This is a genomic window from Mesorhizobium sp. LjNodule214, assembly GCF_964252735.1.
GTDB lineage: Bacteria > Pseudomonadota > Alphaproteobacteria > Rhizobiales > Rhizobiaceae > Mesorhizobium.
Genome location: NZ_CAXUPE020000002.1, coordinates 708,431 through 721,934, shown reverse-complemented (window position 1 = coordinate 721,934; position 13,504 = coordinate 708,431). Strand labels below are relative to the sequence as shown.

Below are 13,504 nucleotides of genomic sequence, written 5' to 3'. Positions count from 1 at the left end.
GTAGCGATTTTGCGTCAAGACTGTCGCTATCACGCGAACTGCCCTCCTTCCAAAGTTGCACATTCGCTAACATGTTCCCAGTCCGTGTCGGTCTTTGACATCACGGCGCGGATGCGGAATGTTAAAAGGCAGAAAGCCAACAATGGGAGTCAGTCATGGCAATCTACAAAAGCAACGGTGACCGCGTTCCGGATCATATCCTGGCAATGGCCGAAGAAGCCAAGGCAGGCAAGATGGACCGCCGCGAATTCCTCGCCCTGGCCAGCGTCTTCGGCGCGTCCACGGCAATGGCCTACGGCATGCTCGGTCTGGCCGACCCGACGCCGGCCAAGGCGGAAGAAGTACAGGGCAAGAAGGGCGGCATCCTGAAGGTCGCGCAGTGGATCAAGGACCCGAAGGATCCACGCAAGGCCGATTGGTCGGAAATCGCCAATGCCGAGCGCCAGGCGCTCGAGCCGCTGGTCAAGTACACGACCGAATACACGTTCCGCCCCTATCTGCTCGAAGGCTGGGACATCAACGACGACGCCACCGAATACACGCTGCATGTGCGCAAGGGCGTGACCTGGTCGAACGGCGATGCATTTACCGCCGATGACGTGATCTTCAACCTCAAGCGCTGGGGCGACAAGAAAGCCGAAGGCAACTCCATGCCAGGCCGTCTCGGCTCGCTGGTCAAGGACGACAAGCTGGACGAAAGCGCCGTGACCAAAGTCGACGATCACACCATCAAGCTGAAGCTGGGCAAGGCCGATATCGCGCTCATCCCGAACATGTGCGACTATCCAGGCCTCATCGTTCACAAGACCTTCGACGAGAAGGGCGGCGACTTCAAGGCCTGGCCGATCGGCACCGGCCCGTTCGAACTCGTCTCCTACGATGTCGGCCAGAAGGTGGTCTACAAACGCCGCGAAGACAACAAGTGGTGGGATGGCGAGGTCTTCCTCGACGGCGTCGAGTTGATCGACTACGGCACCGATCCGGCGGCGATGGTCAGCGCCTTCGAAGCCGGCGAAATACACACCAACTACGAAACCTCGGCCGACTACGTGTCGATCCTCGACGGCATGGATCTGGTGAAATCCGAGGTGGTCACCGCGGCGACCATCGTCTGCCGCACCAACGTGGCCAACAAGCCTTACGATGACCAGAAGGTGCGTCAGGCGCTGCAACTCGGCGTCGACAACGCTGTCGTCCTCCAGCTCGGCTACGGCAATGCCGGGACTGTCGCCGAGAACCATCATGTCTGCGCGATTCACCCGGAATATTACGAATTGCCGAAAATCGCGCGCGACCCCGCCAAGGCCAAAGCCATGATGGCGGAAGCGGGACAGGCGGATTTCGAGCATGAGCTGATCACGGCCGACGAGGACTGGAACAAGAACACCGGCGATGCGATCGCCGCTCAGCTGCGCGACGCCGGTATCAAGGTCAAGCGCACGGTGCTGCCGGGCTCGACGTTCTGGAACGACTGGACCAAGTATCCACTGTCGATGACCACCTGGAACATGCGCCCGCTCGGCGTCCAGGTTCTGGCGATCGGCTACCGCACCGGCGAAGCTTGGAACGAGACAGCCTGGTCGAACCCCGACTGGGACGCCAAGCTCAACGCCGCGCTTTCGGTCGCCGATGCCGCCAAGCGCAAGGAGATGATGAAGGACATCGAGCAGACCCTGCAGGATTCCGGCATCATCATCCAGCCCTTCTGGCGCAAGCTCTACAGCCACTCGGTCAAGGCGGTGCAGAACTACAAGATGCACCCGACATACGAGCGCGACTACGGCAAGGTCTGGCTCGAGCAGGCATGATCGGATCGATCGGGGAGGGGGCGGTTCGCCCCTTCCCCATCACTCCTCGCATGGTTCCAGAACCGGAAGCCGGCGCAGCAGAAAGTTGCGGACTCTTCGGGAAAGATCATGCAATAAAACAGGGTTGATCGCATCCGACGGCCGGTTTGACAGCCAACTCTGCCGGCAACGGTAGAGCTGGTTTTCGAAGCTGGCTCCAACCCCAACCAGACCGGCAGGGGACCGCCATGCTTTCTTTCGTTATCAGGCGCCTGGGCACCATGGCATTGACGATGCTGTGCCTGACGATCATCGTCTTCTTCCTGATCAACCTCGATCCGAATTTGAAGAAGCTGGCGATCAGCCAAACTGAAATGCACACGTCCGCCGAGCAGCTCGAAAGCTGGCTGGTGGAACACGGCTACCGCCAGAACTTCTTCGTCCGCTATGGCCAATGGCTCGGCGTGATGCCCAAGCAGCCGGTCACCGATCCCGCGACAGGCAAGCCGACCCAGCGGTTCTCCTTTTGCAACGACCCGCTTGTGCCGACATATTCCGGTATCCTGCAGGGCGATTTCGGTTGCTCGACCAAGTTCAAGACCACGGTCGCGTCAAAACTGTTTCCGGCGCTTAGCGCCACCGGCATCCTGATGCTCTGCGTCCTGTTGGTCATGATACCGATCTCGCTGCTGACCGGCATCCTTGCCGGCATGCGCGAGGGTTCGCGAACGGACCGGACGCTATCGGTCGCCTCGATCGCCTCGACGGCGACGCCCGAATATGTGTCGGGCGTCATCTTCACCGTCATCTTCGCCTCCTGGCTAGGCTGGCTGAACGGTTCGGCGGCCTCGGCCAGCCAGGGCATCACTTTCTACAATTTCACGCTGCCGGTGATGACGCTGGCGATCTACGGCATCGGCTATATTGCGCGCATGACTCGCGCCTCGATGGTCGAGGTGATGACGCAGCAATATATCCGCACCGCGCGGTTGAAGGGCCTCTCCTTCGGCAGCGTCGTGGTCAAGCACGCGCTACGCAACGCGCTGATCGCGCCGTTCACCGTCATCATGTTGCAGTTCCCCTGGCTGCTCACCGGCGTCGTCATCGTCGAAGTGATGTTCCGCTACCAGGGTTTTGGCTACACGCTGAAAGAGGCGGCCGAAAACAACGACATCGACCTTTTGCTCGGCTGTTCGCTGGTCTCGGTGTTCATCGTGCTGATCACGCAGCTCATTTCAGACGTCGGCTACGCGTTTCTCAATCCGCGTATCAGAGTGCAGTAGGGGATCGGGCGGATGCAGGTCGAATATATCAGCGCCTTCAATGTCATCCTCGGTGTGATCGGGCGGTTCTGGCCGGTCTGGATCGCTCTTGCCATCGTCATGGGCGCGAGCTTCGCCTACAAGAAGAAGCTCGGCCTCTACGGCCAGCTGTTTGACAGCGGCGTCGGCATCGTCGGCGTCGGCATTTGCCTGTTCTGGCTGTTCACGGCGATCTTCGCGTCGACCGTAGCGCCCTTCGACCCGCTCGCTCAGGTGCCGGTCATGAAGGACGCGCTGCCGGGCGGGATCGAGCCGGTATCGAAGCTCATCTACTATTTCGGCGGCGACAAGCTGGCCCGCGACGTGTTCTCCCGCATGGTCTTTGGCAGCCAGATCGTGCTGATCATCGCGCCGGCGGCGACCGGCTTTGCGCTGATGGTCGGCATCACGCTCGGCCTGCCGGCCGGCTATTATGGCGGCAAGATCGACACCGTGCTGTCTTTCCTCGCCAATCTGGTGCTGGCCTTCCCGGTCATCCTTCTGTTCTACCTGCTGGTGACGCCGGGCATCATGGACACGCCGATCCCCTATGCGATGGCCGGGCTGTTCTTCCTGTTCCCGATCATCTTCTTCAGCGTGCTGTTCTGGACGCGCTACAAGAACCGGCCCGACCGGCTCTACATCCTTCTCGGCATCACCCTGATCGTCGGCGGCTGGCTCTATGCCGGCCTTGTCTTCGATGCCGATCCGCTGAGGATCGTCCACATCGATCCCAACCAGCTCAACATCTTCGTGGCGGTGGTGTTCGCCTCCAGCCCCGGCGTGTTCCGCATCGTGCGCGGCCTGACCATGGACATCAAGACGCGCGACTATGTGGCGGCGGCGCAGACGCGCGGTGAATCACCCTGGTACATCATGCTGTGGGAGATCCTGCCCAATGCACGCGGACCGCTGATCGTCGATGGCTGCCTGCGCATCGGCTACACCACGATCCTGCTTGGCACGCTGGGTTACTTCGGCCTCGGACTGGCGCCGGAAAGCCCTGACTGGGGCACCGCGATCAAGGACGCCAGCCGCCTGCTGCGGTCCTTCATCCACCCGGCTTTGCCGCCGACGATCGCGCTGATGTCGTTCGTGCTGGGGCTCAACCTGTTGGCCGATTCGCTGCGCGAACAATCGATGAAAGACTGATCGACGGGTCTTCGACCCGACGTGCCTGACAAAAATTTGGATTGGAGCGACCCATGAATGAGGCAGTTCGAAATCCCGGCAAGCCGACCGATGGGCCGATCATCGAGATCGAGAACCTGTCGATCTCCTTCTTCACCCGCAAGGGCGAGATACCGGCCGTCATGGATTTCTCCTGCACGGTCATGCCTGGCGAAGCCATGGGCATCGTCGGCGAATCCGGTTGCGGCAAGTCGACCGTGTCGCTCGGCATCATGCGCGACCTCTCCAACATCGGAAAGATCGTCGGCGGCAAGATCAAGTTCCAGGGCAAGGACATGGGCGAACTGTCCGACGAGGAACTGCGCGCCATCCGCGGCAACAAGATCGCGATGATCTACCAGGAGCCGATGGCGAGCCTCAATCCGGCGATGAAGGTCGGCCAGCAATTGATGGAAGTGCCGCTGATCCACGACAAGGTGTCGAAGGAAGAGGCTTACAGCCGAGCGCTCGAGATGGTGCGCTCGGTCAGGCTGCCCGATCCCGAGCGCATGATGCGGTCCTATCCGCACCAGCTTTCTGGCGGCCAGCAGCAACGCATCGTCATCGCCATGGCGCTGCTGTCGAAGCCGGCGCTGCTTCTGCTCGACGAGCCGACGACGGCGCTCGACGTGACGGTGGAAGCCGGCATCGTCGACCTGGTCAAGGGGCTCGGCGAGAAGTTCGGCACGTCGATGATCTTCGTGTCGCACAATCTCGGCCTGATCCTGGAGACTTGCGACCGCATCACGGTGATGTATTCGGGCGAGGCGGTCGAGACCGGCAAGATCAAGGACGTGTTCGACCGGATGCGCCATCCCTACACGCAAGGGCTGTTCCGCTCGATCCCGCTGCCCGGCGCCGACAAGAATTCGCGGCCGCTGATCTCGATCCCCGGGCAATTGCCGCTGCCGCACGAGCGGCCGAAGGGCTGCAATTTCGGTCCACGCTGCCACCATTTCGTCGAGGGCGTCTGCAACGCCGCCGAGATCCCGATGATCGAGGTCGAGGGTCACGAAGGGCATTTCTCGCGCTGCGTACGTTTCAACGAGATCGACTGGGAAGCGCTGCCGCCGGGCGCCAAGAAGGTCAACGAGCGCGTCGTGCCCGGCGCGCCGGTGCTCAAGATCGAGGATCTGAGGAAATACTACAAGGTCGGCGGCAGCGAGGTGTTCGGTTCGAGCGAAGGCCGCGTCGTCAAGGCCAATGAGACGATCTCGTTCATGGCGCGCGAATCCGAGACGGTGGCCATCGTCGGTGAATCCGGCTGCGGAAAGTCGACGCTGGCCAAGGTGCTGCTCGGTCTGGAAACGGCAAGTTCCGGCAGCGTGACGCTCGGCAACACGGAAATCCAGTCGACCGGCATCGAAAAGCGCAGCGTCGAGACGGTGTCGTCGATCCAGATGGTGTTCCAGAATCCGTTCGACACGCTCAATCCCAGCCACACGGTCGGCTCGCAGATCATCCGCACGCTGGAAAAATTCAATGTCGGTAACAATGTCGCCGAGCGCCGCAAGCGGATGCTCGAACTACTCGACCTGGTGAAGCTGCCGCGGGCGTTCGAGACCCGCAAGCCGCGTCAACTGTCAGGCGGGCAGAAGCAGCGCATCGGCGTGGCACGGGCCTTTGCCGGCGACGCCAAGGTGGTGGTGGCCGACGAGCCGGTCTCGGCGCTCGACGTGTCGGTGCAGGCAGCGGTGACCGAACTCTTGATGGACATCCAGCGCAAGAACAAGACGACGATGCTGTTCATCAGCCACGACCTCTCCGTCGTGCGCTACATCGCCGACCGCGTCGTCGTCATGTATCTCGGCTATATCGTCGAGCAGGGCACGACCGACCAGATCTTCGCGCCGCCCTATCACCCCTATACCGAGGCGCTGCTGTCGGCGATCCCGATCGCCGACACCAGCGTGGTCAAGAAGCACATCGTGCTGGAAGGCGACATCCCGTCGGCGATGAACCCGCCGACCGGCTGCCCGTTCCAGACGCGCTGCGGCTACAAGAAGCTTGTGCCGGACAATCTGTGCGAGACCAAGGTGCCGCCGGTGAAGAACCTCGGCGACGGCCATATGAGCCTGTGCTGGCTTGCGGACGACGTGCTGGCCAAGATGGAGCCGGTGATCAAGTTCGACAAGGAGCACGCCGCGCATGAGGGCGTGCCGGAAGACGCGCCGCAGGTGACGAAAGCGCAACCGGCCGCCGCCAAGCCCAAACGCCCGAGTGGCAAGAAGCCGAACTGACGGATCGAGGCTAAAGGCCGTTCAGTTGCCGCACTGCCGCAACTGAACGGCGTAATCCTGCGCCATCTTTTCGGTCGCCCGCGCATAGCCCTGTACGCCGGCATCGCCGCGGTTGCCGCGGCCATAGGCGGTCCAGCCGAGATAGTAGGCCAGATAGAGATTGTAGGTGTCGTTGCGTGCGACGCCGAGCGTGTCTGATGTCTTGGAATGATACCAGCCGACGAAATCGACGGCGTCGGCGAATTTTGTCCGCCGCGCCGCCCAGTTGCCGGTCTCGCTCTGATATTGCGCCCAGGTGCCGTCCAGCGCCTGCGAGAATCCGGTGGCCGAGGAGACGTGCTTCCACGGGATGAAGCCCAGGAGCTTGGTGCGCGGCGGTCTGGCGTTGCTCTTGAAGCCGGATTCCTTGCGCACAGTCGCCATCAGCACGGGAACCGGTATGCCGTATTTCTGCTCGGCGCGCTCGGCCGCCGCCTGCCAGTTGTCGAACCAGCCGTCATTCTGGTCGAAGACGGCGCAGACATCGTTGATATGGCTCGGCGGCGTCGCGCAGGCGGAAAGCGCCAGCAGCACGGTGACAGCTACAATTTTACTAAAACTCGACCTACGCATTGGCAGACGAATAGGCCGAAAACATAAAGGGATTCTTGCAGCGTTTCTTAACGGCCCGTGCCCATGTGGATCGGTATCGATATTTCGAACTGTTCTGCCGTTTTTGTTTCCATGGAATTTCGGAAATGCCGCCTTGGCTAAAATCTCGCCGGCAAACGACGGATTTCTGACATCGCTATTGCCGCGCCGGCGCTTTGATGGGGCCATGACCGAACCAAGACGCAAACGCGGCGCCGAGCGAACCAGCAACAGGGGCCCGGCCGCCATCCCGCAACTGCCGCTGAGACGGGTGACCAATCCCTATCCGCCGATGGCCATGCTCTCGGCGGACCAGATCGAGGCGATCCATGAAGCTGCGATGCACATTCTGGAGAATTTCGGTATCGAGGTGATGAGCCCGCGGGCGCTGTCGCTGTTCGAGAAGGCTGGGGCCAAGGTCGATCACGCTACGGCGAATGTCCGCATCGATCGCGGCATGGTCGAGGAAGCGCTGAAGACGACGCGTTCTACCTATACGCTGACGCCGCGCAATCCGGCCCAGGCCATCCATCTCGGCGGCAACACGATCAACTTCACGCTGGTCGCCGGGCCACCCAATGTGCACGACATGGAGCGCGGCCGCCGCGCCGGCAATCTGCGCGACTATTCCGATCTCACCCGGCTGGCACAGCATTTCAACTGCATCCACATGCTTGGCAACCAGGTCTGCGCGCCGGTCGAACTGCCGGCCAATTCCCGCCACCTCGACACCTACTTCACCAATCTGACGCTGACCGACAAAAGCTTCCATGTCTCGGCGATCGGCAGGGGCAGGGCGCTGGACGGCATCGAGATGATGGCGATTGCGCGGGGCCTGAACCTTGAGCACATGCGCGACGATCCCGGCATCACCACCATCATCTCGGTCAACTCGCCGCGCCGCTTCGACGAGATGATGGCCGAAGGGTTGATGACCATGGCCGAGTTCGGCCAGTCTGTTGCGGTGACGCCGTTCACGCTGATGGGGGCGATGAGCCCGGTGACGCTGGCCGGCGCATTGGCGCAGCAAAACGCCGAGGCGCTGTTCGGCGTGGTGCTGACGCAGCTTGTGCGACCCGGCGCGCCGGTGATGTATGGCGCCTTCACCTCCAATGTCGACATGAAGTCGGGCGCGCCGGCCTTCGGCACGCCAGAGAACACCAAAGCCAACATCGCCTCAGGGCAATTGGCGCGGCGCTACAATCTGCCCTACCGCACCACGCCGGGTTCGGCCTCCAATGCCGCCGACGCGCAAGGCGCCTATGAGACGCTGATGGCGCTGTGGGGCGCGGTGCTCGGCCACGGCAACCTCGTCTACCACGCCGCCGGCTGGCAGGAGGGTGGGCTGACGGCGTCGTTCGAAAAGCTCATCATCGATGTCGAGATGATCCAGCACATGATGGAGTTTCTGCGCCCGATCGTGGTCGATGAGGCCGAGCTTGCGGTCGAGGCGCTGGGCGCGGTGCCGACCGGCGGCCATTTCTTCGGCGAGCCGCACACGCTGGAGCGCTATGCGACTGCCTTCTACCAGCCGATGCTGTCCAACTGGCAGAATTATGAAGCCTGGCAGGAGGCCGGCGGGCTCGATACGACGGCGCGCGCGACGCGGCTGTGGAAGAAGGCACTGGAAGACTACGTCGAGCCGGTGATGGATATCGCCGTGCGCGAGGCGCTGGAAGCCTATGTGGCCAAGCGCAAGGAAGCGATCGGGCAGGGCGAGCCGTGAGACCGCAATCCTCCCATCCCGATTCACTTCATCCATCCAACTCACTGAAATAACGAGAAAAACCATGAAGTCGCATGCAAAGGTCGTGGTCATTGGCGGTGGCGTCGTCGGATGTTCCGTGCTCTTCCATCTCGCCCGCCATGGCTGGACCGATGTCGTGCTTCTCGAGCGCGACGAGCTGACTTCCGGCTCGACCTGGCATGCGGCCGGCGGCATGCACACGATCAATGGCGATCCCAACGTCGCCAAGCTGCAGAAGTACACGATCTCGCTCTATAAGGAGATCGAGGAGCTGTCGGGACAGGCGACCGGCGTGCACCTGACCGGCGGCGTGCTGCTGGCGGCGACCGAGGCGCGGCTCGACTGGCTGCGCGGCGTCGTCGCCAAGGGCCGCTATCTCGGCATCGACCTCGAGGAGATCTCGGCCCAAGAGGCGGCCGAACTGATGCCGCTGCTCGATCCGAAACAGTTCGTCGGCGCGGTGCGCAACAAGGAGGACGGTCATCTCGATCCGTCCGGAGTGACGCATGCTTACGCCAAGGCCGCGCGCAAACTCGGCGCCGAGGTCGAGCGCTTCACCAAGGTGGAGGACATTGTGCGACGGCCCGACGGGCTGTGGCGCGTCCTCACCAACAAGGGCGAGGTGGTGGCCGAGCATGTCGTGAATGCCGGCGGTCTGTGGGCGCGCGAGGTCGGCCGCATGGTGGGGCTGGAACTGCCGGTGCTGGCGATGGAGCACATGTATCTGATCACCGAGGACATGCCGGAGGTCGCCGCCTGGAACGCCAAGACCGGCACCGAGATCATCCACGCGGTCGATTTCGACGGCGAGCTCTATCTCCGCCAGGAGCGTGGCGGCATGCTGATGGGCACTTACGAGAAGGCCAACAAGCCGTGGTCCGAGTTCCAGACGCCGTGGAATTTCGGCCATGAGTTGCTGGAGCCGGACATTGACCGCATCGCGCCGTCGCTGGAGGTGGGGTTCCGGCATTTCCCAGCCTTCCAGAACACCGGCATCAAGCAGATCATCAACGGGCCTTTCACTTTCGCGCCCGACGGCAATCCGCTGGTCGGGCCGGTGCGCGGCCTGCCGGGCTTCTGGGTCGCCTGCGGCGTGATGGCGGGATTCTCGCAGGGCGGCGGCGTCGGTCTCGCGCTGTCGAACTGGATGATCGAGGGCGATCCGGGTGCCGACATCTGGGCGATGGACGTGTCGCGCTACGGCGACTGGGCGACGATGGCCTACACCAACGCCAAGGTGCGCGAGAATTATTCGCGGCGCTTCTCGATCCGCTTCCCCAATGAGGAATTGCCGGCCGGGCGGCCGCTGAAGACGACGCCGATCTACGACCTTTTGTCAGCCAAAGGCGCGCAGTGGGGTGTCTCCTATGGGCTGGAGGTGCCGCTCTGGTATGCGCCCGAAGGCGTCAAGGATGAGTTCTCATGGCGGCGTTCGAGCGATTTTTCCCACGTCGCCCGCGAGGTCGCGTCGGTTCGTGGGAGTGTCGGCCTGGCGGAGATTTCGAACTTTGCCAAATACAAGGTCACGGGCGAGGGGGCGGCAGCCTGGCTCGACCGCCTGCTTGCCTGCAAGCTGCCGAAACCCGGCCGCATGACGCTGGCGCCGATGCTGAAGGAGGACGGCAGGCTGATCGGCGATTTCACCCTGGCAAATATCGGCGAAGGTGAATGGTTCATCGCCGGGTCCGGCATCGCCGAGCAATACCATATGCGCTGGTTCGAGGCGCATCTGCCTGCCGACGGCGCGGTTCGCATTGAGGCGCTGGGGCAAAAACTCACGGGTCTCGCAATCGCCGGACCGAAGGCGCGAGAGGTGCTGGCGAAAGTCACCCGCGCGGATGTTTCCAATTCTGCGTTTCCCTTCATGGCAGTCGCAAGAATGGATATCGGCATGGCGCCGTGCCTGGTGGGCCGTGTCAGCTATACCGGCGATCTCGGCTACGAGATGTGGGTGGCGCCGGAATATCAGCGCGCCGCGTTCCAGGCAATGATGGCGGCCGGCGAGGAAATCGGCATCGGCCTGTTCGGCTCGCGTGCGCTCAATTCGCTCAGGTTGGAGAAGAACTACGGCTCATGGGCGCGCGAATACCGGCCGATCTACGGACCGCTGGAGGCCGGGCTCGATCGCTTCGTCGCCTACAGCAAGGAGGCAGATTTCATCGGAAAGCAAGCGGCGCTTGCCGAGCGCAAGCAAGGCGGCAGCCTGCGTTTGCGAACCTTCATCGTCGAGACTGATGACGCCGATGTCATCGGCGACGAGCCGATCTGGTTCGACGGCGCCGTGCGTGGTTGGGTCACCTCGGGCGGTTATGCGCACCATTCGAAAAAATCCGTCGCCATCGGCTATGTGCCGAAGGAGATTGCCGACGAGAGCGACGGTTTCGAGATCGAGCTTCTGGGCACGCGCCATGCCGCGCGCATGCAGGCGACGCCGCTGTTCGATGCGAATTTCGAGCGGATGCGCGCCTGAACAGAGACGCGCATCTTCTCGGCCTTCTCAGGCGCTGCGGCGGTTGTCGAGCGCGAAGGCGCCGGCGCCGGCAAACACCAGATAGAAGAAGATGAAGCAGAACGAGATCGCCGCATCGCCGCCATTGTTGACGGGGAAGAAGTCGCGCGGCATGTGCGCCATGAAATAGGCGATCGCCATCTCGCCGCAGAGCAGGAACGCCACCGGCCGGGTGAAAAGGCCCAGCGCCAGCAGGATGCCGCCGACGAATTCGAGGATGGCGGCGATGAGCGTCAGCCCGGTCAAGGTGCCGGCATGCTCGCCGACCGGGAAATTGAACAGTTTCTGCGAGCCGTGCTCGATGAACAGCAGCGCCGTCATGATGCGCAGCACGCCCAGAGCCTGCGGTTGAAATCTGGCGAGACCTTCAAAAAGCTTCATCTAAAACTCCATTTTTCGAACCCTTCCGGCCCGGCCATAGATTACCGCCCGGCAATGGACCATTCACTTCCCATGGCCTGCCATCAACAATCGGTGATTGAAATGTTCCCCAGGCTGATACTCCAAATTTTTCTCGCTAGGATTGTGTTTTTATCGCTATGGTTGTACTGATGTGTAGATGCTCCAAACCATGTGGGTCCCCTTTGCCATGAAAAAAATCGTCATCAGCCTATTCGCAATCCTTGCAGGCACCAGCTTCGCCATGGCGGACGATGCCGGCTGCGCCGCCTTCAAATGGCCGGTGAAACGCGAGCAGGCGCTGTTTGCGGAGGCGCAAGCGGAACAGTCCGGAACCGCGCTTGCAGTCGGCACGGCCGCGGACGTTTCTTTGGAGCCGATCGACACAGTTACCTTCGAGGTTGCGCCTGAACGGCCTCCGGCGTCTGGCACCTTTGGCGCGACCGGCAGCCTGGTTGTCCCGCCCGAAGGAACAATCCAGATAACCCTGTCCGACGAGGCCTGGATCGATGTCATTCAAGACGGCCATGCCATGAAGTCGGTGGGCTTCAGCGGCGTAAAGACCTGCCCGGGCATCCGCAAGAGTGTGCGCTTCAAGCTGTCCGCCGGTCCGGCCACAATCCAGCTCAGCGGTGCCAAGCAGGCGAACCTTAAGGTCGCGGTGCTGGCGCCGGAGTAATCTCAAAGCGCATAAGGCCGGCGGGAAGGCGCCCCTCTATCCTGCCGGACATCTCCCCCACTTGTGGTGTTTAGACCGGGGAGATCGGCAGTTGCTGCCGGTTTCGCCAATCTCGGCACGACGATGCTACCGCACCGGCGCCATCAGCGCGAAATGTGCGCCTTGCGGATCCTGGCACTGCACGATCCAGCTGCCGCCGGGAACCTCCATCGGACCCATCAGGATCTTGCCGCCATTGTCGGTGACGCGCTTGGCTGCCGCATCGATGGCCGGCACGTTGAAATAGAACTGCCAGACTGGCACCGGGATCTGTTCTGGTTTGTTCATCATGCCGCCGCCGGATTCGGGGCCGGCCGCAAACGTCTGGTAGATGCCCATCGGCCCCATATCCATGGCATCGCCCTTCTCCCAGCCGAACTGACCGGAATAGAAATCGAAGGCGACCTTCCAGTCCGACGTATAGAGCTCGTGCCAGCCTATATGGCCGGGCGTGTTGGCCGGCACCGGCGGCTGGTCGGGGCCGTTCGGCTGCAGGAGCATGAAGGTAGCACCCTGCGGGTCGGCGACGACGGCAAAGCGGCCGACGCCCGGAATGTCGTCGGGTGCGCGATGAACCTTGCCGCCGGCATCCTTCAGCGATTGCGTCGCGGCGTCGACATCCCTGGTGTGGATATAGCCGAGCCAGGCCGGTGGCATGCCCATCTTGGCCGCGTCCTCCGGCAGGGTCATCAGCCCGCCGACGCCGCGCTCGCCGACATTCATGACGATGTAGCGCGGCATGCCGGGCGCCATGTCGAAGGGCTGTGCGGTCCAGCCGACGACGGCGGTGTAGAAGGCCTCGGCGGCGTCGAGGTCAGAGGTCATCAATTCGTACCAGAAGAAGGGCATCGGGGATTGGGGCATTGTCGGTCTCCTCACCGTTTCATGCATCGATCGCGGTCGATCCATCCTAGGACGATCTCGACGACAGAAATCCGACATCTGGGCCAGAAATCGAGGACGGCAAGACGCGGCACTTCTCAATCTTGCGCGCTTGGCGGTT

At 62.3% G+C, this 13,504-nt stretch carries 10 protein-coding genes; 7 read left to right on the top strand and 3 right to left on the bottom strand.

Going from position 1 to position 13,504, the window contains the following annotated elements; all coding sequences use genetic code 11:
- The first annotated feature begins 155 nt into the window (after window positions 1–155).
- From ACSQ3Z_RS17425 to ACSQ3Z_RS17410, 4 genes are all read left to right on the top strand, one after another.
- Window positions 156–1,808: an ABC transporter substrate-binding protein gene (locus tag ACSQ3Z_RS17425; protein ID WP_436172555.1), complete on the top strand. Its 1,653-nt coding sequence runs from the start codon at window positions 156–158 to the stop codon at window positions 1,806–1,808.
- Between the two features lie 227 nt (window positions 1,809–2,035).
- Entirely contained in the window at window positions 2,036–3,070 is a 1,035-nt protein-coding gene (locus tag ACSQ3Z_RS17420) for an ABC transporter permease (RefSeq protein ID WP_436172554.1), read from the top strand.
- A gap of 12 nt (window positions 3,071–3,082) precedes the next feature.
- Entirely contained in the window at window positions 3,083–4,240 is a 1,158-nt protein-coding gene (locus ACSQ3Z_RS17415; RefSeq protein WP_436172553.1) for an ABC transporter permease, read from the top strand.
- A gap of 53 nt (window positions 4,241–4,293) precedes the next feature.
- Window positions 4,294–6,498: a dipeptide ABC transporter ATP-binding protein gene (locus ACSQ3Z_RS17410; protein ID WP_436172552.1), complete on the top strand. Its 2,205-nt coding sequence runs from the start codon at window positions 4,294–4,296 to the stop codon at window positions 6,496–6,498.
- A gap of 21 nt (window positions 6,499–6,519) precedes the next feature.
- Here the strand turns inward: ACSQ3Z_RS17410 and ACSQ3Z_RS17405 are convergent, their stop codons facing one another.
- Window positions 6,520–7,110, bottom strand: coding sequence for a transglycosylase SLT domain-containing protein (locus ACSQ3Z_RS17405; protein WP_436172551.1), 591 nt, complete (start codon window positions 7,108–7,110; stop codon window positions 6,520–6,522).
- A gap of 205 nt (window positions 7,111–7,315) precedes the next feature.
- Here ACSQ3Z_RS17405 and ACSQ3Z_RS17400 point away from each other — a divergent pair, with 205 nt between their 5' ends.
- Together ACSQ3Z_RS17400 and ACSQ3Z_RS17395 are read left to right on the top strand one after the other, a co-directional pair.
- Window positions 7,316–8,854 carry a trimethylamine methyltransferase family protein gene (locus ACSQ3Z_RS17400; protein ID WP_436172550.1) on the top strand — a complete coding sequence of 513 codons (1,539 nt, stop codon included), beginning with the start codon at window positions 7,316–7,318 and terminating at the stop codon, window positions 8,852–8,854.
- Between the two features lie 64 nt (window positions 8,855–8,918).
- Window positions 8,919–11,345 (top strand): GcvT family protein, encoded by a 2,427-nt coding sequence (locus ACSQ3Z_RS17395; RefSeq protein ID WP_436172549.1) that lies wholly within the window; start codon window positions 8,919–8,921, stop codon window positions 11,343–11,345.
- Between the two features lie 27 nt (window positions 11,346–11,372).
- On the opposite strand, the gene ACSQ3Z_RS17390 is transcribed toward ACSQ3Z_RS17395, so the two are convergent.
- Entirely contained in the window at window positions 11,373–11,765 is a 393-nt protein-coding gene (locus ACSQ3Z_RS17390; protein ID WP_436172548.1) for a DoxX family protein, read from the bottom strand.
- 208 nt (window positions 11,766–11,973) lie between these two features.
- Between ACSQ3Z_RS17390 and ACSQ3Z_RS17385 the strand changes: the two genes are divergently transcribed.
- Window positions 11,974–12,462, top strand: a complete 489-nt coding sequence (locus ACSQ3Z_RS17385) for a hypothetical protein (protein ID WP_436172547.1) — start codon at window positions 11,974–11,976, stop codon at window positions 12,460–12,462.
- Window positions 12,463–12,588: 126 nt separating this feature from the next.
- Here ACSQ3Z_RS17385 and ACSQ3Z_RS17380 read toward each other — a convergent pair whose 3' ends face one another.
- Window positions 12,589–13,365, bottom strand: a complete 777-nt coding sequence (locus tag ACSQ3Z_RS17380; protein ID WP_436172546.1) for a VOC family protein — start codon at window positions 13,363–13,365, stop codon at window positions 12,589–12,591.
- Between the last annotated feature and the right edge of the window lie 139 nt (window positions 13,366–13,504).